This window comes from Mesorhizobium sp. Mes31, from assembly GCF_024519675.1.
Classification (GTDB): domain Bacteria; phylum Pseudomonadota; class Alphaproteobacteria; order Rhizobiales; family Rhizobiaceae; genus Mesorhizobium.
Window position 1 is genome coordinate 202,807 of the sequence record NZ_JALJRL010000006.1, and the last position, 22,407, is coordinate 225,213.

The following is a 22,407-nucleotide window of genomic DNA, read 5'->3' on the forward strand; positions in this document are numbered from 1 at the left end:
TCGAAAGCCACGTCATTCAATCCGGCCTGACGAATTCCCTTTCGGGATTTACCCAAGCGGGCCGACGAAGCGGGGCCCTTGGATTGCTTGACGCGAGTTCTCAGGACTGTCGACAGAAGGACGTATGCGCAGGCTCAATCGTTTTGCGGGCGCAGGCCGAATGTCGCTGGCTTGAGGCCGTAGCGCATGTCGAAATCGTCGTCCGACTGCGCGCGCGCGGCCGGCGGCTTGCGGTAGTCCGGGTCGCCGGCCTGGCGGCCCGAGTCGACGACTTCTGCGAAGGCCATCGCCTGCTGCTGTGGTTTCGGCACGTTGCGCAGCCGCTCGACGATCGTCACCAGATCGACGTCATCGCCGGTTTTCGACGATGCGGCGTCTTCGCGCTTGGTCGTGCCCGGGATCAATTCCGCGGGCAGTTTTTCGAACTTCAGTCGCATGGTCGTCGCCACGCCTTCGCCAAAGGCAATGGCTTCGCGCTGGCCCATGGACGACAGGAAGGCAAGTGTCGATGCTGAGGAGTCGGCAATTGCCGAGCGGATGATCGCCTGGTCCTGCTCATTGGCAAGACGCATGGCAAAGAAGGTCGAGCATTGCGACAGAATGGTCGGATCGAGCTCGCCCGGGCGCTGGGTGACGACGCCGAGATAGCAGCCATACTTGCGGCCTTCCTTGGCGATGCGCGACAGCGCGTGCCTGGTCGGGGCGAAGCCGAGGCGGGCGTCGGCCGGCATATAGCGATGCGCTTCTTCGCACAGCAACAGAAGTTGCAGCTTGCCCTCGCTCCACAATGCGAGGTCGAAGGCCAGGCGCGCCAGCACCGAACAGACGGAATTGACCACTTCGGACGGCATGCCGGCCATCTCGAAACAGGTCACCGGGCGGCCGTGATGCGGCACGCGGAAGATGTTGCCGATCGTCTCGTGGATGGTGTCCTCGATCAGGCGCGAGTTGAACATGAAACGGTAACGCGGATCGGCCGCCGCCGATTCGATGCGCGTCTTCAGCGATTTGAGCGTCGGGCGATCGTTCTTGCTCTCGAGCATGCCCATGCGTTCGTCGATCTGCTTGATGAGGTCGGCGATGCGGTAAGGCACCGGCGTATCGGCGGTCAGCGCATCGCTGCCGCGCCGCAGATAGGTTCCCGAATTCGGGTTGCGGTACAGATTCTTGGCGGCCGGAATGAGGTCGCGCAAGGCGTCGATTTCTTCCGGCACGGTCTCGCGCCCGCGGAAAAGCACCTCGGCGAATTCCTCCAGCCGGAACATCCAGAACGGAAGATCGAGCGTCTTGGAATCGACCCTGACGCAATATTCGGGCAGCGACGCCGCGAACTCGTTGTGCGGATCGAGGATCAGGATGCGCAGGTCGGGCCGCGCCGCAATCGACTTGCGCAGCAGCAGCGAGACGGCGGTGGATTTGCCGACGCCGGTGGTGCCGACAATGGCGAAGTGGCGCGCAAGCGTATCGTCGATGGCGATGTTGGCGGCGATCGACTCGTCCTGCGAGAGCGTGCCGATGGTGATCGAATGACGCCCGGCGAGATCATAGACCGCCTGCAGGTCACGGGTGCGGATGCGGTGGGCAATGGCGCCGATATGCGGATAGGTGGTGATGCCGCGATCGAAGATCGGCTTGGCGTTCGGGTCAGCCCCGTCACGCACTTCGCCGATCAGTTCGATGCTGACCTCGATCGGGTTCTGACCCTCGTTGCTCCAGGCGCGATCCGACTTGCCGATCCCGTAGACCAGGCCGACGGTTCGCGTGGATCCGAGGTTGATGGAAATCATCTTGCCGACCGTCCACAGGCCGGTCACCGCGCCGTCGATATCGTCCGCATAGGCGCTGATGGTGGCGCGCGCGCCGTCGCATTGCACGACGTTGCCCAGGACGCGCCTGTCGTTCTGCTCTGCGTTGCGGCGCTCCTGCGATGTCGGTTCTCCGCCGGAAGCTTCGCGTTCGACAAACATGGACAGGCCAATCCCATTTCCCTGAAGCATCGACCCTACAGGAATGGGGTTAAGGCGGGATGAGGTCGGATGGTGTAGAGAGGATTAAGCGGTCCGTGCAAATTGTCGCGAGGCGGCTCTTCTCCAGTCTCGATATTTCGCTATAATGGACGTATGGATGATATAGCGAACGATATTTCCTCGACCATCGGCAGAAGGATTCATGCCGAGAGGGTCATTCGGGACTGGTCCCTGGCCGAGCTGGCGGAGCGGTCTGGCGTGTCGAAAGCGATGCTGAGCACGATCGAGCGCGGCAAGACCAGCCCGACGGCGGCCCTTCTGGTGCGGATCGCGTCGGCCTTCGGCATGACACTGTCGACCCTCATCGCGCGGGCCGAATTGCAAGGCGGCGGGTTGCTGCGCGAGAGCGATCAACCGGTGTGGCGCGATCCCGATACCGGCTATGTCAGGCGGCATCTGTCGCCATCTTGCGACATGCCGCTCGAACTGATCAGGGTGCAACTGCCGGCTGGCGCCAAGGTCAGTTTCCCCGCCGCGTCCTATGCCTTCATCAAGCAACAGATATGGCTGATCTCCGGGCGGCTCGAATTCGTCGAAGGCGATGTGGTGCACAGGCTCGAGCCCGGTGACTGCCTGGCGCTTGGTGCGCCAGCGGACTGCACCTTCCATGCCTTGGGGCCGGGCGCCGACTATCTCGTCGCGCTGGTCAGGGGCTGACATCATGGCGAAACGACCAAAGCGCTCCCACAATGGGGGGCCGCCTCTTGATGAGTACAAGGGGCCGCCATGGGGCAAGGGTGATCCCTACATCTTCCTTGCCTGGCAGGCCGCCCACGCCAAGGCGTGGAAGGCGCCGAGCCGCGAGGTCATGCTGCTGCGCATGGACAAGGCCGAACGGCTGGGCCTGACCTATGAGGAGTACACGCTCGAGATTCTGGAGCGGGGGCGGCATCTTCGTGAAGAAGACACCGAACGCATTGCCGAAATCAAGGCGGCACGCAAGCGCCGCCGCGCGCGCCATCTCGATTGACGCCGGTGAGTCCGCATCGACGCATTTCATCACAATTACAGGACGCATGGATGAGTTTCCTCGAAATCAGAGCCCTGACCCCGACGATGGAAACGCGGGATAGGCTGGCGGATCTGCTGATCGAAACGGTTGCTGCCGGCGGTTCGGTGAGCTTCATGCATCCGCTGGCGCCGGAAGCGGCAAGCGCATTCTGGGAGAAGTCGCTGGCTGCGACGGCAAGTGGGGAAAGAGCGGTGCTCGGCGCCTGGGACGGCGAGGTTTTGGTCGGCACGGTGACCCTGCTGCTCGACTGCCCACCCAACCAGCCGCACCGGGCCGAGATCGCCAAGCTGATGACACGCGTCGATCATCGGGGCAGGGGCGTTGGAACGCACCTGATGCGCGCCGCCGAAAGCCTTGCCGTCGAGAAGGGGCGCACGCTGCTGGTTCTGGATACGGCGACTGAGGAGGGCGCTTCAGGTCTCTACGAAAAACTCGGTTTCACGCTGGCCGGCGAAATACCGGACTATGCCTTCAAGCCGCATGGCGGGCTGACCGGTACGCTGATCTACTGGAAGCGTATCGGCACGCCATCCCCGTAACTCATGGAGCCCCGTCACGTCGGCGCCGCACCGGAGAGGCGCGACAGCAGCCAGTCGCGGAAATCCTGCTCGGCGCTGGTCAGGCGCGCGGTCGACGCCCTGGTCAGAAAATGCCCCGAGGTGCTGGAAAGTTCGAAATCTGAAAGCCTGACCAGCGCCTTGCTGTCGAGGGCAGCATCAATGAGCGGCCGCGAGCCCAGCAGCACGCCGGCGCCGGCGCTCGCCGCTTCCATGGCGGCGACGAAACTGTCGAAGCGGTGCGATCGCCTGGGATGGCCGGCCAAGCCTGCGGCCGCAAACCATTCCGCCCACATCTCGCGCGCGCCGGCAACCAGAAGCAACGGCAGGGATGTCCAGTCGGCACCGCCGGCCAGGGCCGGCGCCGCCACCGGCACCAGCCGCTCGGCGGTCAGCCTGTCGGCTTCGCGGGCGGGAAAGGATCCATTGCCGAAACGGATGTCGAGCACCGAGCCCGGCAAGTCGTAGTCGGTGGGGCGATGGATCGTCACCAGGTCGAGCTGGACGCGCGGCAGCGCTTTCGCAAGATCGGGCAACGCCGGCACCAGCATCAGCAAGGCAAAGGAGATCGGCGCCCGGATGGAAACAGTCTGGACGGCGCGCGGCTCGAACAGTTCGGCGGTGCTGTTGCCGATGGTGGCAAAGGCCGACTGGATGTGCGGCAGGTAGGCCGCGCCTTCCGGCGACAGCGCGACGCCGCGCGCCAGCCGCAAGAACAGACGGGTCTTCAGCCGTTCCTCGAGATGCCGGATATGCTGGCTGACGGCCGCCTGTGTCAGGCCAAGCTCGGCTGCCGCAGCGGTGAAATTCGACAGCCGCGCCGCAGCCTCGAAACTGCGCAGCCAGTCGAGGGGAGGCAAGGCCGGGATGGTTCTTCGAGCCATTAGTTGGATGCGGTCATTGGCCAAAAAATGATAATTTGAGTTATGCCATTCGCGTCCTCAACATGCAACCGAAACCCTGCGGATCGGGCCGCGGGGGCGTAGCGGACAGGAACGGATTTCGATGCTTACCCACGCGCTGATCGGCGACGAAGGCAGAACGATCGAACTTGGCTGGAAGGACGGTACGCGCACCCGCTTTCATGCGATGTGGCTGCGCGACAACGCGCTGGACGACAAGACGCGCAGCGCCGGCAACGGTCAGCGGCTGATCACCATCCTCGACATTCCGGCCGAAACGCGGATCAGTGCCGCACTGATCAAGGGAAGCGCCCTCGAGATCAGCTTCGTGCCCGAGCAGAAGACGGTCCGCTTTCCGGCCGCATGGCTGAACGCCAACGCCTATGATCGTGGCGAGGCGCGCCAAGCCGGCTGGACGGCTGTCGGGATCAAGCGTTGGACCGGGGCAACGATGCAGGGTTCCGTGCCGCGCGCCGACTATGCAACCGCCAGCCGCGACCGCGACGTCCTGCGACAGTGGCTGTCTGCGGTGCGAGCCTATGGCTTTGCCGTGATGGATGGCTTGCCGGCCGAATCCGGTGCCCTGTGCAAAGTGTCGGACCTGTTCGGCTATATCAGGGAAACCAATTACGGCCGCTGGTTCGAAGTGCGCGCCGAGGTCAATCCGAGCAATCTCGCCTACACCAATCTCGGCCTCCAGGCGCACACCGACAATCCCTATCGCGATCCGGTGCCGACGCTACAGATCCTGTCCTGCATCGAGAATACGGTAGAGGGTGGCGAGTCGAGCGTCGTCGATGGTTTTGCCGTCGCGGCCGCACTGCAGGCCGAAAACCCCGAAGGCTTCCGGCTCCTGAGTTCATGGCCGGCACGCTTCGAATATGCCGGCTCGTCGGGCGTGCGACTTCAGGCGAAGCGGCCGATGATCGAACTCGGGCCCGATGGTGAGCTGATCTGCATCCGCTTCAACAACCGCTCGCTGGCGCCGACGGTCGACGTGCCGTTCGCCGACATGGACGCCTACTACGCCGCCTATCGCCGGTTCGCCGAACTGATCGAGGATCCCTCCTTCGAAGTCACGTTCAAGCTCGAAGCGGGCCAGGCCTTCATTGTCGACAACACGCGCGTCATGCATGCGCGCAAGGCGTTTTCCGGTACCGGCAAGCGCTGGCTGCAGGGTTGCTATGCCGACAAGGACGGCCTGCTGTCGACGCTGGCGGCGATCGAACACGGGTTCAAGGAGGCGGCGGAATGAGCGGCCAGGACTTGAACGCGGACAACATCGTCGAATTCATCGCCGACATCTTTGAACGCCGGGGCGCGGAATCCTATCTCGGCGAACCCGTCACCATGTCCGAGCACATGCTGCAGGGCGCGTGGTTCGCCGAGCAGGACGGCGCACCGGACGAACTGGTGGCGGCGGCCCTGCTGCATGACATCGGCCACTATACCAGCGAGTTCGGCACCTATTCGCCCGACGATGTCGAAGACAAGCATCATGACGAGGCCGGCGGCGAGGTGCTGGCGCCGTTCTTTCCGCCCGTCATCGTCGAATGCGTCAGGCTGCATGTCGCGGCCAAGCGCTATCTCTGCGCCACGGACCCGACCTATTTCGGCAAGCTTTCGCCGGCCTCGGTCCACACGCTGTCGCTTCAGGGTGGACCGATGAGCGCCGAGGAGGTGGCGGAGTTCCGCAAGAATCCCTTCCACGAGGAAGCGGTCCGGGTCCGCATCTGGGATGAGAGTGGCAAGATCGCCAACATGAAGACACGAACGTTTCGTGACTATGTCCCGCTGCTGCAGCAGGTGGTGACCAGGTTCGCCGCTGACAAGGCGGCGTAGCCATTCGCGATCGAACAAAGAGGGAGGGCACGATGCTGGCCGTGCCTTCCTTCTTTTTTGGCTTCGCCGGATGGCCTTACGACTATCCCTTGTGATGGACCTGTTGCAGCCCGTAGATCGGTGTCGGCAGGCCGACCTGCCGGGCCTTCAATTGCAACGCCAGGAACTGCGAATAGTGGCGTGACTGGTGCAGATTGCCGCCATGGAACCACAGCGCCTCCTGCTGCGTCGGTTTCCACATGTTGCGCTGTTCGCCTTCCCAGGGGCCGGGATCCTTGGTGGTGTTCGAGCCGAGGCCCCAGCATTTGCCGACCTTGTCGGCGACCTCTTGCGAGATCAGCTCCGCCGCCCAGCCATTCATCGAGCCGTAGCCGGTGGCGTAGACGATGACATCGGCCGGCAGTTCAGTGCCGTCGCTGAGCAGGACGGAATGTTCCTTGATCTCCTTCACGTCGACGCCGCTCTTCAGCTTGATGGCGCCGTCGATGATCAACTGCGAGGCGCCGATATCGATGTAGTAGCCGGAGCCGCGCCTGAGATACTTCATGAACAGGCCCGAACCGTCATCGCCCCAGTCGAGCATGAAGCCAGCCTTTTCCAGCCCCTTGTAGAACTCGGCATCGCGCTTCTTCATCTTTTCGTAGAGCGGGATCTGGAACTCGTGCAGGATCTTGTAGGGCAGGGAGGCGAAGATGAGGTCGGCCTTGGCCGTCGTCATGCCGTTCTGCACCGCCTGTTCCGAATAAAGCGCGCCAAGGCCGATATCCATCAGCGTGTCGGACTTGACGATGTGTGTGGTGGAGCGCTGCACCATGGTGACGTCGACGCCAGCTTCCCAGAGCGCGGCACAGATGTCGTGGGCGGAATTGTTCGAGCCGATGACGACCACCTTCTTGCCGGCATATTTATCGGGACCGGGATGTTTCGAGGAATGGTGCTGCTCACCCTTGAAGTTCTCCATGCCCTTGAACTTGGGCAGATTGGGCCGCCCCGACATGCCCGTGGCCAGCACCAACTGCTTCGGCTTCAGGGTGATGTCCTTGCCGTCGCGGTGGACCACGACGGTCCACTCCTTCTTCTTGTCGTCGTAGGAGGCGCTCTTGGCCTCGGTCGAGGACCAGTAGTTCAGCTCCATGACCTTGGTGTACATTTCCAGCCAGTCGCCGATCTTGTCCTTCGGCGAGAAGACCGGCCAGTTCTTCGGGAAATCGATATAGGGCAGATGATCGTACCAGACGGGATCGTGCAGGCAGAGCGACTTGTAGCGCTTGCGCCAGCTGTCGCCGGCCCGCTCGTTCTTCTCGACGATGATGGTCGGCACGCCGAGCTGCCGCAGCCGCGCGCCGAGCGCGATGCCGCCCTGGCCGCCGCCGATGATCAGCGTGTAGGGCTGCGTCTTGAAGCCGAGTTCGGCGGCTTCCTTTTCGCGCTCCTCCTTCCATGTCAGGCGGTTCTTGCCAGAACCATGCTTGGCGCCCATCGGCCGGGCGAAGCCCGCCGGCTCCTCGTGGCCTTTCAATTCGACCATGGTGGTCAGCAGCGTCCAGATCTTGCCGTCCTTCAGCCTGATATGGCCAAAGCCGCGCGCCACCCCGGTCTCGAAACTGATCCAGCTTTCGATCAGCCCGCCGCTTTCTGTCGCGTCCTCACCCTTGGCGATCGCAAAATGTGACGGCTTGGTCTTCGACAGCTGGCTTTTCAGCATGTCGCGGACCTGATCGCGGCCTTCCATGGTCTTGATGTTCCAGGTGAAGGTGACGAGGTCGCGCCAGTAACAATCCTCCTGAAAGCAACTGACGGCTTTCTCAATGTCGTTGGCGGCGAGGGCGGCGCCGAATTGATCGAGCAGGTCGGACATTTTCTTGTTTGGGGCCTTGTCGAGCATCAGCGTTCCTCCCGTAAAATCCAAATCGTCATGGTGGCTCCTCCCGACTTGCAAGCCGGACGATCAAGTATCGGCAGAGATGGCGGCCTTCGTCACGCCCCACCATAGTTTCCAGTGATTTCAACGGCTTGCCCAAAACATGTCGAGGGGCAGCCGTTCGCCGTCGGCCGGCAACGATGCATGCGAAGAAGATTCCGAATGCGATCCGCACGTTTCCCCGCTGCAAGGTGCCGGGCTGACCGGCGCGGAGACCAAACGGAGTCCGGGTGAGCGGCGCGGGCCGCTTGGCCGGGCCAGGCAACGCACCCGCGCGCCGATTGCCGGCTCGATTTTTCCCGTTGACAGGCTGCCTTTCCCGCCCTTAGTGTCCGCCACCATGAAAACGGCACTCATTCTCGTAGGAAGGCGCGTGGGCAAGGCGGTGTAACCGCCGGGCGAAAACCTCCCATGCGCGACACACAGGCTCCCTCGGGGGCCTTTTTTATTGCCTGAAACACGACTAAACGACCAGCAATCGCCAGACGGCGGACAGTACGGGACCAGACCGATGAGCAACGGACAGAGTGAGCGGCGCGAAATGACGGGCGCCGAAATGGTGGTGCAGGCGCTGAAGGACAATGGCGTCAAGCATGTCTTCGGCTATCCGGGCGGCGCCGTCCTTCCGATCTACGACGAGATCTTCCAGCAGGACGAGGTCGAGCACATCCTGGTGCGCCACGAGCAGGGCGCCGGCCACGCGGCCGAGGGCTATGCACGCTCGACCGGCAAGGCCGGCGTCATGCTGGTGACCTCAGGCCCGGGCGCCACCAACGCGGTGACGCCATTGCAGGACGCGCTGATGGATTCGATCCCGCTGGTCTGCCTGACCGGGCAGGTGCCGACCTCGCTGATTGGTTCGGACGCGTTCCAGGAATGCGATACGGTCGGCATCACGCGCCCCTGCACCAAGCACAACTGGCTGGTGAAGGACGTCAACGAACTCGCCGCGACCATTCACGAGGCCTTCCATGTCGCGACGACCGGTCGTCCCGGTCCGGTGGTCGTCGACATCCCGAAGGACGTGCAGTTTGCCAAGGGCTTCTACGTCCCGCCACAGATGGCGCCGCGCACCAGCTACCAGCCCAAGGTCCAGGGCGATCTGGAAAGGATCAAGGCGGCGGTCGAGCTGATGGCCGGTGCCAAGAAGCCGATCATCTATTCGGGCGGCGGCGTGATCAATTCCGGCCCCGAGGCGAGCCATCTGCTGCGCGAACTGGTCGATCTCACCGGTTTCCCGATCACCTCGACGCTGATGGGGCTCGGCGCCTATCCGGCATCGGGCAAGAACTGGCTGGGCATGCTCGGCATGCACGGCACCTACGAAGCCAACATGGCCATGCATGATTGCGACGTGATGATCTGCATCGGCGCGCGCTTCGACGACCGCATCACCGGCAGGCTGACCGCCTTCTCGCCGAACTCGAAGAAGATCCACATCGACATCGACCCGTCGTCGATCAACAAGAACGTCCACACCGAGGTGCCGATCATCGGCGATGTCGGCCGGGTGCTGGAGGATATGGTGCGGCTGTGGCGGGCGACCGCCAAGGCCGACAAGAAGGCGCTCTATCCCTGGTGGGAGCAGATCGCCAAATGGCGCGCGCGCGACTCGCTCGCCTACAAGATGAACAACGACGTGATCATGCCGCAATACGCCATCCAACGGCTGTACGAACTGACCAAGGGCATGGACACCTACATCACCACCGAGGTCGGCCAGCACCAGATGTGGGCGGCGCAGCACTATCATTTCGAGAAGCCGAACCGCTGGATGACCTCCGGCGGGCTGGGCACGATGGGCTACGGCCTGCCGGCGGCACTCGGCGTGCAGATCGCGCATCCCGACGCGCTGGTCGTCGACATTGCCGGCGACGCGTCGGTGCAGATGACGATGCAGGAGATGAGCGCTGCCGTGCAGCACGACGCGCCGATCAAGATCTTCATCCTGAACAACCAGTATATGGGCATGGTGCGGCAGTGGCAGCAGCTGCTGCACGGCAACCGGCTGTCGCATTCCTATACCGAGGCGATGCCCGACTTCGTCAAGCTGGCCGAGGCCTATGGCGGCCACGGCATTCGCTGCGAGAAGCCGGACGAGCTGGACGACGCAATCAAGGAGATGATCTCGGTCAGGAAGCCGGTGCTGTTCGACTGCCGCGTGGCGACGCTCGCCAACTGCTTCCCGATGATCCCGTCTGGCAAGGCGCACAACGAGATGCTGCTGCCCGACGAGGCGACCGACGAGGCGGTGGCCAACGCCATCGACGCCAAGGGCAGGGAACTGGTGTAGTCCGGCCGAGCCGAGGCAGGGCTGTCGCGAGAAGCCATGCGCAAACAGAGAATTAGATCAAGAATTTGAAATCGAGATTCATGTCATGAACGCACAGCTACAACCGACCGGCTCCGCCTACTTCATCGCCAAGGAAACGGAAAAGCCCGAGAATCACACGCTCTCCGTGCTGGTCGACAACGAGCCGGGCGTGCTTGCCCGGGTCATCGGTCTGTTTTCCGGGCGCGGCTACAACATCGAGAGCCTGACCGTTTCCGAAACTGAGCACGAGAAGCATCTGTCGCGCATCACCATCGTGACGCGCGGCACGCCGCATGTGCTGGAGCAGATCAAGCATCAGCTCGAGCGCATCGTGCCGGTGCACCGCGTGGTCGATCTCACCGTGCGCTCGCATGAGTTCGGCCAGGAGCGGCCGCTGGAGCGGGAGCTGGCGCTGGTCAAGGTTGCCGGCACCGGCGAGGCCCGCGTCGAGGCGCTGCGGCTGGCCGATGCCTTCCGCGCCAGCGTGATCGACGCCAACACCGAGCATTTCATCTTCGAGATCACCGGCAAGGGCTCCAAGATCGACCAGTTCATCGCCATCATGAAGCCGCTCGGCCTGGTCGAAATCTGCCGCACCGGCGTGGCGGCACTGAACCGTGGTCCGCAGGGCATGTAGGGCCGACCAAGCCGGTCCAGATATTCCACAAGCGTAAAGTCTGGCTCGGCCATAGGCCGCTACTGGCCTTTGTGCGGCCGCCGGAAAGAGACAATAGTACTGACGTATCTGGGAGGATATCATGTCGCTTGACGCATTCCTCGCCTTGCTGGTCTACGCCTTCGTGACTTCGATCACGCCGGGGCCGAACAACCTCATGCTCCTGGCATCAGGCGTGAATTTCGGCATCGCCAGGACCGTGCCACACATGTTCGGCATCAGCATCGGTTTCCTGGTGCTGCTGGTGGCCGTCGGGCTTGGCCTTGGCGCGGTGCTGACGGCGTTTCCGGCACTGCATACCGCGCTCAAGATCGCCGGCGGCGCCTATCTGCTCTACCTTGCCTGGAAGATCGCCATGTCGCGTTCGCTTGCCGGCAAGGGCGAGGCGAAGGGCCAGCCGATGCGCTTCATCGATGCGGCGGCGTTCCAGTGGGTCAACCCCAAAGCCTGGGTAATGGCGATCACCGCCATGGCCGTCTATACCAATCCGCAGCATCCGTTCCTGTCGGTAGTGCTGATCTCGGTGGCCTTCACCATCGTCAATTTGCCGAGCGTCTCGGTGTGGGCGGGTTTCGGCACCGCGCTGCGCGGTTTCCTGTCGGACCCGGTGCGGCTCAAGTGGTTCAACATCGCCATGGGCGTGCTGCTGGCGGCGACGCTTTGGCCGATGCTGCGATAGGCGCTGGCTGTCCTGTCGGGAAGGAAGGCCGGGATGCACAGCCATTGTGCAGTGCACATTAAATCTTCGTAATGCCGTGTTTTGGCCCTTTTCCGCCCAAGGCGTGTCCTATCTATTCGGCGAAATCGCGGCAAGAGGCCGTGATTTGCGCTAGAATAAGACCATCAGGCCACGACGTGTCGGATGGAGAGGGCCTTTTGATCATGCGTGGAAAAGCCATCCTTTCATTGCTTGCGGTCGCTTGCGCAGGCGCCGCCTGGCTTTATCTTTCGCCCGACACGATGGGCAAGGTTCAGCAGATCATCGGCGGAAAGCCGGTCGCGGCGTCGGACAAGGCGGCGGCCGGCAAGCAGGCCGGCGGCGGCAATGGCGCCCGCTCGGCCTCGATCGTTTCCGCCACAGCAACGACGGCTGACTTCCCGATCCGGCGCTATGCGATCGGCTTCGTCTCCTCTCCGGCCGTGGTCAACATCAATGCGCGCGTATCCAGCCAGATCGTGTCGATCGACGTCAAGGACGGGCAGATGGTGAAGGCCGGCGATCTTCTGCTCTCGCTCGATGACCGCGCGCTGAAGGCGCAGCTCGCCAAGGACCAGGCGACGCTCGCCAAGGACCAGGCGATGCTCGCCAGTTCGCAGTCCGATCTTCAGCGCGCCAAGGACCTGGTCGCCAAGCAGGCCGGCACGCAGCAAACCTATGATCAGGCGATGGCGGCACAAAAGGCTGCGGCGGCGACCGTCGATGCCGACAAGGCGACGATCGACGCCGACAACGTCCAGCTTGGCTTCGCCGCGATCAGGGCGCCGATTTCCGGCAGACTGGGCGCCGTCAATGTCGCGGTCGGCGATCTCGTCACCACCAGCAATGGCAGCAGCAGCACGGCGACCCCGCTGGTGACGATCACCCAGATGGATCCGCTGCAGGTCAACTTCAACCTTCCCGAAAGCAATCTGGCCCTCCTGCACAAGGCGTTGGCGACGCCGCAGCAAGGTGCCGTGACGCTGATCAAGGACGGCGATCCGACGCCGGTCGGCAAGGGCACGCTCGATTTCGTCGATTCCAGCGTCGATACCGCCTCGGGCACGATCGCGACGCGGGCGAGCGTGCCGAATTCCGATCTCTCCTTGTGGCCGGGGCAATATGTCAACGTCGTGCTCGATGCCGGCATCATGCCGCAAATGACATCGGTTCCCACGGTCGCGGTGCAGCCCAGCCAGAAGGGGCCGTTCGTCTATGTGGTCAAGCAGGACAACACGGTCGAGATGCGGCCGGTGCAGGTGGCGCTGACCGAGGGTGAAAACAGTGCCATCAGCGAAGGTCTGAAAAGTGGCGAGAAAGTTGTCGTCGAAGGCCAGACAAGGCTGAAGGAGGGTGCCGCAGTGCGTGAAGGCAAGGCTTCAGCCGGTGCCGATGGCCAGGCCGCTCCCAAGGTGGCCGAGGCCGACAAGGCCGGCGAGGCACGCCCATGATTTCCGAATTCTGCATCCGCAGGCCGGTCGCCACACTGCTCATGTCGTTCGCCCTCGTGCTGGGCGGGCTTTTTGCCTACAAATTCCTGCCGGTGGCCGCACTGCCGAGCGCCGAGTTTCCAGTCGTCAATGTCTCGGCTTCGCTGCCGGGCGCTTCGCCGGAAACCATGGCGACCTCGGTGGCGACGCCGCTGATCAAGCAGTTCGCCACCATTGCCGGCATCGACTCGATCTCGACGACCAACTCGCTCGGCTCGACCTCCATCGCCATCCAGTTCGTGCTCAACCGGGATATCGACGCGGCAGCGGCCGACGTGCAGGCGGCCATCGCGCGCACGCAGCGCCAGTTGCCGCCGGAGATGACGGCGCCGCCGAGCTACCGCAAAGTCAATCCGGCCGACGCGCCGATCCTGTTGATGTCCCTGGTCAGCGACACGGTTCCGCTGACCGATCTCGATGCCTTTGCCGAGAATGTCATCTCGCCGTCGCTGTCGACAATCGACGGCGTGGCGCAGGTCTCGATCTTCGGCCAGCAGAAATACGCCGTGCGCGTCCAGATCGATCCGACGGCGCTTGCCGCACGTGGCATCTCGATCGACCAGTTGCAGACGGCGATTGCCTCGGCCAACAGCAACACGCCACTCGGCGTGCTGCAGAACGACAAGCAGCAGCTGACCATCACGGCCAACACGCAGCTGACCAATGCGGCGGGATTCTCCGATCTCATCATCGCCACCAAGAACGGGCATCCGGTACGGCTGGGGGAGGTGACCCGCGTCATCGACTCGGTCGAGACCTCGACGACGGCGAGCTGGTATGACGGCACGCGCGCCATCATTCTGGCGGTGCAGCGTCAGCCCGACGCCAACACCGTCGACGTCGTCGACCGCGTCAAGGCGATGCTGCCGTCGTTCCAGGACCAGATGCCGGCGGCGGCCAGCATCAAGCTGCTCAACGACCGCTCGACCTCGATCCGCGCCGCCGTCGACGACGTGCAGTTCACCCTGCTGCTCACCATCGCCCTGGTGATCATGGTGATCTTCCTGTTCCTGCGCCGGGTGACGGCGACGATCATCCCGGCGGTGGCGGTGCCGATCTCGCTGATCGCCACGCTCGGCGTGATGTTCCTGTTCGGCTTCTCGATCGACAACATCTCGCTGATGGGCCTGACGCTGGCTGTCGGCCTCGTCGTCGACGACGCCATCGTCATGCTGGAGAACATCTTCCGCCACATGGAGGAGGACGGGCTCTCGGCCTTCGAGGCATCGCTGAAAGGCGCGCGCGAGATCGGCTTCACCATCATCTCGATCTCGATCTCGCTGGTCGCCGTGTTCATCCCCGTGCTCCTGATGGGGGGCGTCATCGGACGCATCTTCAACGAGTTCGCGGTGGTGGTCACGGTTGCCATCCTGGCGTCGATGTTCGTGTCGCTGACGCTCACTCCGATGCTTTGCTCCAGGCTGCTGTCGGTGTCGAAGGCCGAGCGGGAAGCCGCGCACGGCGAGGGCCAGAAGCATAATTTCTTCATGCGCGGCTATGACTGGCTGCTGACCTTCTGTCTGCGCCATACATTCCTGGTTTTCCTGGTCTTCATCGGAACGGCGGCGGCGTCCGTCTGGCTCATCCAGATTTCGCCGAAGGGCTTCTTCCCGCAGGAGGACATCGGCCAGGTCTCGGTGACGACCATTGCGCGCCAGGACATCTCGTTCGATGCGATGGTGAAGCTGCAGGGGCAAGTGGCAAATGTCTTTTCGCATTCGCCCTATGTCTCGCATGTCGCCTATTCGGCGGGCGGTGGCGGCAATGCGCTGAACCAGGGTCGGCTCTATGTCCAGCTGAAGGACAAGGGCCAGCGCCCCGATATCGACAAGGTGCTGTCGGACCTGCGCAAGCAACTGGCCAATGTGCCAGGCATCGAGACCTATATGCAGCCGGTGCAGAACCTCAGGCTCGGCTCGCGCTCTTCGGCAAGCGCCTATCAGCTGGTGGTGCAGGGCCTCGATACGGGCCAGACCGACATCTGGGCGCAGAAGCTGAACGACGCCATGGCGGCCGATCACACGACCTTCACCGACGTCACCGATGATCTGCAGAACAATGCCCTGCAGGCGACGTTGGTGGTCGACCGCGACAAGGCGGCGACGCTCGGCATCGATACCGACACGCTGCGCTCGAGCCTCTATGGCGGTTTCGGCACCCAGCAGGTCTCGACCATCTTCGGCTCTGCCGACAGCTACGAGGTCGTCATGGAGCTCGATCCGAAGATCGAGTGGTCGCCCGAGCGGATGCTGGCCATCCAGGTGAGGACGGCCAGCGGCAGTCTGGTGCCGCTCGGCGCCTTCGCCCGTGTCGACCGGACCGCCGGCGCCTTGACCGTCAATCAGCTTGGCCAGCTTCCGGCGGTGACGATCTCCTACAACCTGCCGCAAGGTGTGGCGCTCGGCGATAGCGTGACCCGCATCGACGCGCTGAAAGAACAGATCGGCATGCCGAAGGCGATCTCGACCACCTTCGCCGGCACGGCCAAGACATTCCAGGATTCACTCGCAAACCAGGGACTGCTGATCGGAGGTGCGATCCTCACCATCTATATCGTGCTTGGCATCCTCTACGAAAGCTTCATCCATCCGCTCACCATCCTGACCGGCCTGCCTTCGGCGGTGCTGGGCGCACTGGTTGCGCTCAGGCTTGCGGGGATGGACCTGTCGGTCATTGCCGTCATCGGCATCCTGATGCTGATCGGCATCGTCAAGAAGAACGGCATCATGATGATCGACGTCGCGCTCGAATTGCGACGAGAAGGCATGTCGCCGGTCGAGTCCATCCACAAGGCCTGCATCATGCGTTTCCGCCCGATCATGATGACGACACTGGCGGCGCTGATGGGCACCATCCCGATCGCGCTCGGCACCGGCGCCAGCGCCGAACTGCGCCAGCCGCTCGGCGTGGCTGTGGTCGGCGGCCTCGTCGCCTCGCAGGCGCTGACGCTGTTCGTGACGCCGGTCATCTATGTCTACATGGAGCGTTTCTCCGGCTGGCTTATCGGGCTGTGGCCGAAGCGCGAGGACGAACCGCGCCCAACCGAGGCGCTTGCCCAGCCGTCACTGTTCGATGTCGATGAGGAGCCGCTGATCGAGCCGCAGAAGGCGGCGGCCGAATAGAGCCGACCGACCCGCGAACGTGCTGGCCCAAGCCGTCGCGCTTGCGGCCTCTTATCTGCGATCGTAATTTGCCGTCATGTCACACGATCATGACCACGACAACGAACTCGATCCTTTTGCCGCGCGCGTGCGCGCTCTGGAGACGATCCTCACCCGCAAGGGGCTGATCGACCCGGCCGCGATCGACGTCATCGTCGACACCTACGAGACCAAGATCGGCCCGCGCAACGGCGCCAGGGTGGTGGCCAAGGCGTGGGCGGACCCGGAATTCGCGGCGTGGCTGAAGCGCGACGCGACGGCGGCGATAGGCTCGCTCGGCTATACCGGCCGTCAAGGCGAACACATGCAGGCGGTGTTCAACACCAAGGACACCCACAACCTCGTCGTCTGCACCTTGTGCTCCTGTTACCCGTGGTCGGTGCTCGGCCTGCCGCCGGTCTGGTACAAGGCGCCGCCCTATCGTTCGCGCGCGGTCATCGATCCGCGCGGCGTGCTGGAGGAATTCGGGCTGACGCTGCCGGCGACCAAGAAGATCCGCGTCTGGGATTCGACCGCCGAACTGCGTTATCTCGTGGTGCCGATGCGACCCGAGGGCGCCGAGGGCTGGAGCGAGGAGCGGCTGGCCGACCTGGTGACGCGCGATGCGATGATCGGCACTGCCCTGGCACGGGAGCCAGCATGAACGGGCCGCAGGATCTCGGCGGGCAGATGGGCTTCGGGCCGGTGGCGCCGGAAACAGACGAACCGTATTTTCATGCCGAATGGGAAAAGCGGGCGCTTGGCGTGACCTTATGCGCCGGAGCCATGGGTGCCTGGACTATAGACGAGAGCCGGCATGCGCGGGAATCGCTGCATCCGGCGGACTATTATGCCTCCAGCTATTACCAGATCTGGATCAAGGCGCTGGAGGTGCTGCTCAAGCGGCATGGCTTCGTCAGCGAGCGCGATCTGGCGGCAGGCACGGCGGTTGATCCGGCTGCAACCCCCAAAAGAGTGCTGAAGGCTGAGAACGTGCCGGCGGTGCTGGCCAAGGGCGGTCCCTGCGACCGGCCGGTTGCCACGCCGGCGCGGTTCAAGGCGGGCGACCTCGTGCGGACCAGGAACTTCAACCCGACCGGCCACACGCGGCTGCCGCGCTACGCACGCGGCAAGCATGGAACGATCGAGGCTGTGCGCGACGGCTTCGTGTTTCCCGACAGCAACGCGCATGGCCAGGGTGAGAACCCGCAATGGGTCTATACCGTGGCTTTCGAAGGGGCCGAGATTTGGGGCGAGGGGGCCGACCCGACGCTAACCGTGTCGATCGACGCCTGGGAGAGCTATCTTGAACTGGCATGAGGCAAACGAACACGCCGCCGATCTGCCGGCGGGGGTCGAGGCGCCGATCTTTGCCGAGCCTTGGCAGGCGCAAGCCTTCGCGATGACGGTCGCGCTGCACGACAAGGGTCTGTTTTCGTGGAGCGAGTGGGCGGAGGCGCTGTCGGACCAAGTGAAGAAGCCGGGCGCCGCGGCTGACGGCCATGATTATTATGAGCATTGGCTGGCGGCGCTGGAAGGCTTGCTTGCGTCCAAGGGGCTGGCCGGAAAGTCCGATGTTGACGCGATGGCTGAGGCCTGGGAGCGCGCGGCACACGCTACGCCACATGGCAAGCCGATCCTGCTGGAGAACGATCCCGGGCGAACCGAATAAGTCATGGCGGCTTGGCCCACCTGTTCCGCGTGTTCACTTTACGTTCCGGGTTGGGCCTGATAGTCTGAGCCTTGCCGCCAAGGATTGATCGTGGCGGTCGCCGAGCTTGTCTTTCCCTCGCGAATCCGGTCTGTCGCACTGATGGAATTCTCCCCCCAACAGGACGAGGCGCTGCAAGCGGTCGCCCGCTGGCTAAAGACCGGCAAGCCGCAGCTGTTCCGGCTGTTCGGTTATGCCGGCACCGGCAAGACGACGCTGGCGCGCTATTTCGCCGAGCATGTCGACGGCCAGGTTCAGTTCGCCGCCTTTACCGGCAAGGCCGCGCAGGTGCTGCGCTCGAAGGGCGCGGTCAACGCCCGCACCATCCATTCGCTGATCTACCGGCCAAAGGGCGAGGAATCGGTTGCCGACGAGGTCACCGGCAAGACCTCGATGTCGCCGACCTTTTCGCTCAACCGGCAGAGCCCGATCTCGCGCGCCAAGCTCGTCGTCATCGACGAATGCTCGATGGTCGACGAGCAGCTTGGCCGCGACCTGATGAGCTTCGGCACGCCGATCCTGGTGCTCGGCGACCCCGGCCAGCTGCCGCCGATCTCGGGCGGCGGCTTCTTCACCGACCACGAGCCGGATTTCCTGCTGACCGAAATCCATCGGCAGGCGCGCGACAATCCGATCCTGCGGCTGGCGCTCGATGTGCGCGAGGGCCGCGAATTCATGCGTGGCGATTACGGCACGGCGCAGGTGATCGGCAAGGAAGACGTCACCCAGGAGCTGGTGCTGAAGGCGGATCAGGTGCTGGTCGGCACCAACCGTACAAGGCGCCGCTACAACCAGCGTCTGCGCGAGCTGAAAGGGTTCAATGCCGACTACCCGCAGGCGGGCGACAAGCTGGTCTGCCTGCGCAACGATCCGGCCAAGGGGCTGCTCAACGGCTCGCTGTGGAAGGTGATGACCGCGTCGCGCGAGACGGTGAAGCCGGGCATCAACCTCCTGGTCTCGCCGGAAGAGGACGATCCTGATCGCGGCGTCGCCAAGATCAAGCTGCTCAAGGCGGCATTCGAGGATCCGGACGCCGATATTCCCTGGCAGCAGAAGAAACGCTTCGATGATTTCGACTATGGCTACGCGCTGACCGTGCACAAGGCGCAGGGCTCGCAGTGGAACGAGATCGTGCTGTTCGACGAAAGCTGGGCCTTCAAGGAAACCCGCCAGCGCTGGCTCTATACCGCGATCACCCGCGCGGCCGAACGGCTGACGATCGTCAGGTAAGTGTCCGCCGGGACTTTCGGACAGTGTTCCGTTCGACGGTCAGCCTTTTCCGCCCTGCGCTATTGCTCCCCGATCGGTTCGGCGGCGAGCCATTGCCAGGCCATGGGTTCCTCTTCGGCGCTGAAGTGCCTGAGTTCGACAGGAGCTGGAACCGGCATCAAACGCCGTGCGTCCGCCGTCCAGTCCGGTTCGCCGATCGCCGCGCAACGGCCGACATGCTCCAGCGCACGGATCGTGCCCTGTTTCAGCGTGTCGTCCGAAATGTCGGCCCAGTCGACGCCCTCGTGGTCGATCAGGCGCACGGCCACATCGATTCGCGGGTGGAGGGCATAGGCCGCCTCCAGCAGGCCGAACAGGTTTTCGGCGTCCGCGGCTGAAACATAGCCGACGACATCGATGGCAAAAAGGTCGTCGCGATCGGTGTCGATGCGGCGGATCGCCGGGACTGTGTCGAGAAAATTCATGGACGCTTCCTTTCGCGGGACCAGTTCGTCTTCCTGGAACACCCGAAACCCCCTGTCTGTTCCCGCCAAAGGCATTATAGGTGGCGCGTCGAATGAATTCCGAGGCCGCTCCATGCCCGCAAAGCTCTCCGTCAATCTCAACGCCATCGCCATGCTGCGCAACCGGCGCGACCTGCCGTGGCCGAGCGTGACCGGTCTCGGCCGCATCGCGCTCGCAGCCGGGGCGCACGGCTTGACCGTGCATCCGCGCCCCGACGAGCGGCACACAAGACACTCAGATCTGCCCGAGATACGGTCCCTGATCGATGACGAGTTCCCGCGCGCGGAATTCAACATCGAGGGCTATCCGACCGAGGATTTCCTGGTGCTTGTGGAAAAGCATCAGCCCGAACAGGTGACGCTGGTGCCCGACGACCCCGCCCAGGCGACCTCCGACCATGGCTGGAACTTTGCCGCCGAAGCCGCGTTCCTGACACCGATCGTCAAACGCCTGAAAAAGGGGGGCTTCCGCGTGTCGTTGTTTTCCGATCCGGACCCCGATTGTGTGACCGCCGCGCGTGACACCGGCGCCGACCGTATCGAGCTCTATACGGGTCCCTATGGCAGCTATCATTCCGATCCAGCCAGGGCGGCCAAGGAACTGGAAAGACTGGGAAAAACCGCCGACGCCGCCATCGCTGCCGGCCTTCAGGTCAATGCCGGACACGACCTGGTGGTCAGCAATCTACCCGCGCTGGTCAAACGCATTCCGGCATTGGCCGAAGTGTCGATCGGACATGGGTTGACAGCCGACGCGTTGGAGTATGGCATGGCCGGCACGGTGGGGCGATTTCTGAAGGCTTCCGGGTGGTAGAGTGAGACGCCTCGCGTTGCAGGTATGGCAGCCGTCGTGTGCAATTGATATCGTATCGCAGCATGTATAAAGCGTCGCTCGCTTATCGGGGATTGGTCGATGGCCCTTGCCAGCAGCGGTAGCGAGGCTGAAACCGTCGAACCATCGAGTCATTCAGCCGTCGAACAGCACAGCATCAAGGTCCTGATGCTCGGTGCACTTGGCGTCGTCTATGGCGATATCGGCACCAGTCCGATCTACGCCTTCCGCGAGGCGCTTCATGCTTCGCCCGGCACCGATACGCGCACCGATGTGCTGGGCGTGTTGTCGCTGATCGTCTGGGCGCTGACGATCATCGTGACCATAAAGTATGTTGCCTTCGTGCTTCGTGCCGACAACAAGGGCGAGGGCGGCACGCTGTCGCTGATGTCGCTTGCACGCACCGCCTATCCCAAAGGCGCCCCCCTGATCCTGGCGATCGGGCTGTGCGGCGCGGCATTGTTCTTCGGCGATGCGATCATAACCCCGGCCATCTCCGTGCTTTCCGCGGTCGAAGGCCTTGAGGTGGTGACGCCAACATTGGACGCCTTTGTCGTCCCCATCACGCTGATCATCCTTGCCTTTTTGTTCTCGGTGCAGCGCTTCGGCACCGGCAAGGTGGCGGCCGTATTCGGACCGGTGACGGCTCTGTGGTTCCTGGCGATCGGCGTCGCCGGACTCTATCACCTGATGGACGATCCTTCGGTCCTGCTGGCGATCAATCCCTATTATGCCGTCGCCTATCTTGTCAGCACGCCGACCGCTGCTTTCGTCACCGTCGGCGCCGTGTTCTTGGCCGTGACAGGTGCCGAAGCGCTCTATGTCGACCTCGGCCATTTTGGGCGCAAGCCAATCGTGTTGGCGTGGTTTTCCGTGGTATTTCCGTGCCTGCTGCTCAACTATTTCGGGCAGGGCGCCTTTGTCCTTGCCAATGGCGGCAGACCGACCAATCCATTCTTTCAGATGCTGCCGGACTGGGCGCTCATGCCGATGGTGGGCCTGGCAACGGCAGCGACCGTTATCGCCAGCCAGGCTGTTATCTCAGGCGCTTTTTCGTTGACCCGCCAGGCGGTGCAACTCAACCTTTTGCCGCGCATCGAGGTGCAGCATACGTCCGAAATGCAGCTCGGTCAGATCTACATGCCGCGTGTCAACCTGCTTATCGCGATGGGGGTGATGGTGCTGGTTGTCGGTTTCGGCAGCTCGAGTTCGCTGGCTTCCGCCTACGGAATTTCCGTGACCGGCGAAATGCTGATGACGACGATCCTGCTGTTCGTGGTGATGCGCAAGCTGTGGAAATGGAAGCTGGCGCTCGCACTGGCCCTGGCCCTGCTGTTTGGGACCATCGACAGCGGCTTCTTCCTGGCCAATGTCGTGAAGATCGTCGAAGGCGGATGGGTCTCGATCACAGTTGCCTGCCTCATGGGACTGATCATGTCGACATGGATCCGCGGCAGCCGCTATCTGTTCGACAAGACCCGCCGCAACGAGATCCCGCTCGATTTCCTCGCCGGCAATCTGTTGAAGAAGAAGCCGCAGCTGGTGTCGGGCAC

General features: G+C 63.3%; 20 protein-coding genes. 16 read left to right on the forward strand and 4 right to left on the reverse strand.

Features of this window, described 5'->3' with window-relative positions; genetic code table 11:
• Positions 1-134: 134 nt before the first annotated feature.
• Complete coding sequence (locus NR193_RS12785) at positions 135-1,967, reverse strand: ATP-binding protein (RefSeq protein WP_256751189.1); 1,833 nt, start codon at positions 1,965-1,967, stop codon at positions 135-137.
• A 153-nt stretch (positions 1,968-2,120) separates the two neighbouring features.
• Here NR193_RS12785 and NR193_RS12790 point away from each other — a divergent pair, with 153 nt between their 5' ends.
• The 3 genes from NR193_RS12790 to NR193_RS12800 are packed head-to-tail and all read left to right on the forward strand — an operon-like array spanning position 2,121 to position 3,578.
• Positions 2,121-2,684 carry a helix-turn-helix domain-containing protein gene (locus NR193_RS12790; RefSeq protein ID WP_256751190.1) on the forward strand — a complete coding sequence of 188 codons (564 nt, stop codon included), beginning with the start codon at positions 2,121-2,123 and terminating at the stop codon, positions 2,682-2,684.
• A gap of 4 nt (positions 2,685-2,688) precedes the next feature.
• Entirely contained in the window at positions 2,689-2,997 is a 309-nt protein-coding gene (locus NR193_RS12795) for a hypothetical protein (protein ID WP_256751191.1), read from the forward strand.
• A gap of 50 nt (positions 2,998-3,047) precedes the next feature.
• Positions 3,048-3,578 (forward strand): GNAT family N-acetyltransferase, encoded by a 531-nt coding sequence (locus tag NR193_RS12800; RefSeq protein ID WP_256751192.1) that lies wholly within the window; start codon positions 3,048-3,050, stop codon positions 3,576-3,578.
• A gap of 14 nt (positions 3,579-3,592) precedes the next feature.
• Here NR193_RS12800 and NR193_RS12805 read toward each other — a convergent pair whose 3' ends face one another.
• A complete protein-coding gene (locus NR193_RS12805) occupies positions 3,593-4,480 on the reverse strand; it encodes a LysR family transcriptional regulator (RefSeq protein ID WP_256751193.1) in 888 nt (295 codons plus the stop codon).
• 121 nt (positions 4,481-4,601) lie between these two features.
• Here NR193_RS12805 and NR193_RS12810 point away from each other — a divergent pair, with 121 nt between their 5' ends.
• Together NR193_RS12810 and NR193_RS12815 are read left to right on the forward strand one after the other, a co-directional pair.
• Positions 4,602-5,753: a gamma-butyrobetaine dioxygenase gene (locus NR193_RS12810; RefSeq protein ID WP_256751194.1), complete on the forward strand. Its 1,152-nt coding sequence runs from the start codon at positions 4,602-4,604 to the stop codon at positions 5,751-5,753.
• Entirely contained in the window at positions 5,750-6,340 is a 591-nt protein-coding gene (locus NR193_RS12815) for an HD domain-containing protein (protein ID WP_256751195.1), read from the forward strand. The genes NR193_RS12810 and NR193_RS12815 overlap by 4 nt, the downstream gene beginning before the upstream one ends.
• Before the next feature lie 82 nt (positions 6,341-6,422).
• On the opposite strand, the gene NR193_RS12820 is transcribed toward NR193_RS12815, so the two are convergent.
• Entirely contained in the window at positions 6,423-8,225 is a 1,803-nt protein-coding gene (locus NR193_RS12820; RefSeq protein WP_256751196.1) for an NAD(P)/FAD-dependent oxidoreductase, read from the reverse strand.
• A gap of 547 nt (positions 8,226-8,772) precedes the next feature.
• On the opposite strand from NR193_RS12820, the gene NR193_RS12825 reads away from it, so the two are divergent.
• The 9 genes from NR193_RS12825 (at position 8,773) to NR193_RS12865 (ending at position 19,519) form a co-directional block, all read left to right on the forward strand.
• Positions 8,773-10,554: an acetolactate synthase 3 large subunit gene (locus tag NR193_RS12825; protein ID WP_256751197.1), complete on the forward strand. Its 1,782-nt coding sequence runs from the start codon at positions 8,773-8,775 to the stop codon at positions 10,552-10,554.
• Between the two features lie 85 nt (positions 10,555-10,639).
• The gene (gene ilvN / locus NR193_RS12830; RefSeq protein WP_091580555.1) at positions 10,640-11,212 is read left to right on the forward strand and encodes an acetolactate synthase small subunit; all 573 of its coding nucleotides are present in this window, start codon (positions 10,640-10,642) and stop codon (positions 11,210-11,212) included.
• 121 nt (positions 11,213-11,333) lie between these two features.
• Positions 11,334-11,930, forward strand: a complete 597-nt coding sequence (locus NR193_RS12835; RefSeq protein ID WP_256751198.1) for a LysE family translocator — start codon at positions 11,334-11,336, stop codon at positions 11,928-11,930.
• A gap of 203 nt (positions 11,931-12,133) precedes the next feature.
• The gene (locus tag NR193_RS12840; RefSeq protein ID WP_256751199.1) at positions 12,134-13,399 is read left to right on the forward strand and encodes an efflux RND transporter periplasmic adaptor subunit; all 1,266 of its coding nucleotides are present in this window, start codon (positions 12,134-12,136) and stop codon (positions 13,397-13,399) included.
• Positions 13,396-16,560 carry an efflux RND transporter permease subunit gene (locus NR193_RS12845; protein WP_256751200.1) on the forward strand — a complete coding sequence of 1,055 codons (3,165 nt, stop codon included), beginning with the start codon at positions 13,396-13,398 and terminating at the stop codon, positions 16,558-16,560. Before NR193_RS12840 ends, NR193_RS12845 begins: the two co-directional genes overlap by 4 nt.
• Positions 16,561-16,636: 76 nt before the next feature.
• The gene (gene nthA, locus NR193_RS12850) at positions 16,637-17,242 is read left to right on the forward strand and encodes a nitrile hydratase subunit alpha (protein ID WP_256751201.1); all 606 of its coding nucleotides are present in this window, start codon (positions 16,637-16,639) and stop codon (positions 17,240-17,242) included.
• The gene (nthB, locus tag NR193_RS12855) at positions 17,239-17,898 is read left to right on the forward strand and encodes a nitrile hydratase subunit beta (protein ID WP_256751202.1); all 660 of its coding nucleotides are present in this window, start codon (positions 17,239-17,241) and stop codon (positions 17,896-17,898) included. Before nthA ends, nthB begins: the two co-directional genes overlap by 4 nt.
• Positions 17,885-18,250 (forward strand): nitrile hydratase accessory protein, encoded by a 366-nt coding sequence (locus NR193_RS12860; RefSeq protein ID WP_256751203.1) that lies wholly within the window; start codon positions 17,885-17,887, stop codon positions 18,248-18,250. Before nthB ends, NR193_RS12860 begins: the two co-directional genes overlap by 14 nt.
• A 141-nt stretch (positions 18,251-18,391) precedes the next feature.
• Positions 18,392-19,519, forward strand: a complete 1,128-nt coding sequence (locus tag NR193_RS12865; protein ID WP_256751316.1) for an ATP-dependent RecD-like DNA helicase — start codon at positions 18,392-18,394, stop codon at positions 19,517-19,519.
• Between the two features lie 59 nt (positions 19,520-19,578).
• Here NR193_RS12865 and NR193_RS12870 read toward each other — a convergent pair whose 3' ends face one another.
• Entirely contained in the window at positions 19,579-19,983 is a 405-nt protein-coding gene (locus tag NR193_RS12870) for an STAS/SEC14 domain-containing protein (protein ID WP_256751204.1), read from the reverse strand.
• 112 nt (positions 19,984-20,095) lie between these two features.
• On the opposite strand from NR193_RS12870, the gene NR193_RS12875 reads away from it, so the two are divergent.
• Positions 20,096-20,836 (forward strand): pyridoxine 5'-phosphate synthase, encoded by a 741-nt coding sequence (locus NR193_RS12875; protein WP_256751205.1) that lies wholly within the window; start codon positions 20,096-20,098, stop codon positions 20,834-20,836.
• Between the two features lie 99 nt (positions 20,837-20,935).
• Positions 20,936-22,407: potassium transporter Kup (locus tag NR193_RS12880; RefSeq protein WP_256751206.1), on the forward strand; the 1,472-nt coding region annotated here is incomplete at its 3' end.

Excerpts from the sequence above, each read along its gene's own strand:
- NR193_RS12795 (WP_256751191.1), top strand. The coding sequence starts at position 2,689 with ATGGCGAAACGACCAAAGCGCTCCCACAATGGGGGGCCGCCTCTTGAT.
- NR193_RS12840 (WP_256751199.1), top strand. The coding sequence starts at position 12,134 with ATGCGTGGAAAAGCCATCCTTTCATTGCTTGCGGTCGCTTGCGCAGGC.
- NR193_RS12825 (WP_256751197.1), top strand. The coding sequence starts at position 8,773 with ATGAGCAACGGACAGAGTGAGCGGCGCGAAATGACGGGCGCCGAAATG.
- NR193_RS12805 (WP_256751193.1), bottom strand. The coding sequence starts at position 4,480 with ATGGCTCGAAGAACCATCCCGGCCTTGCCTCCCCTCGACTGGCTGCGC.
- NR193_RS12865 (WP_256751316.1), top strand. The coding sequence starts at position 18,392 with ATGGAATTCTCCCCCCAACAGGACGAGGCGCTGCAAGCGGTCGCCCGC.
- NR193_RS12835 (WP_256751198.1), top strand. The coding sequence starts at position 11,334 with ATGTCGCTTGACGCATTCCTCGCCTTGCTGGTCTACGCCTTCGTGACT.
- NR193_RS12790 (WP_256751190.1), top strand. The coding sequence starts at position 2,121 with ATGGATGATATAGCGAACGATATTTCCTCGACCATCGGCAGAAGGATT.
- NR193_RS12845 (WP_256751200.1), top strand. The coding sequence starts at position 13,396 with ATGATTTCCGAATTCTGCATCCGCAGGCCGGTCGCCACACTGCTCATG.
- nthA (WP_256751201.1), top strand. The coding sequence starts at position 16,637 with ATGTCACACGATCATGACCACGACAACGAACTCGATCCTTTTGCCGCG.
- nthB (WP_256751202.1), top strand. The coding sequence starts at position 17,239 with ATGAACGGGCCGCAGGATCTCGGCGGGCAGATGGGCTTCGGGCCGGTG.
- NR193_RS12875 (WP_256751205.1), top strand. The coding sequence starts at position 20,096 with ATGCCCGCAAAGCTCTCCGTCAATCTCAACGCCATCGCCATGCTGCGC.
- NR193_RS12820 (WP_256751196.1), bottom strand. The coding sequence starts at position 8,225 with ATGCTCGACAAGGCCCCAAACAAGAAAATGTCCGACCTGCTCGATCAA.
- NR193_RS12870 (WP_256751204.1), bottom strand. The coding sequence starts at position 19,983 with ATGAATTTTCTCGACACAGTCCCGGCGATCCGCCGCATCGACACCGAT.
- NR193_RS12800 (WP_256751192.1), top strand. The coding sequence starts at position 3,048 with ATGAGTTTCCTCGAAATCAGAGCCCTGACCCCGACGATGGAAACGCGG.
- NR193_RS12815 (WP_256751195.1), top strand. The coding sequence starts at position 5,750 with ATGAGCGGCCAGGACTTGAACGCGGACAACATCGTCGAATTCATCGCC.
- NR193_RS12810 (WP_256751194.1), top strand. The coding sequence starts at position 4,602 with ATGCTTACCCACGCGCTGATCGGCGACGAAGGCAGAACGATCGAACTT.
- NR193_RS12785 (WP_256751189.1), bottom strand. The coding sequence starts at position 1,967 with ATGTTTGTCGAACGCGAAGCTTCCGGCGGAGAACCGACATCGCAGGAG.
- ilvN (WP_091580555.1), top strand. The coding sequence starts at position 10,640 with ATGAACGCACAGCTACAACCGACCGGCTCCGCCTACTTCATCGCCAAG.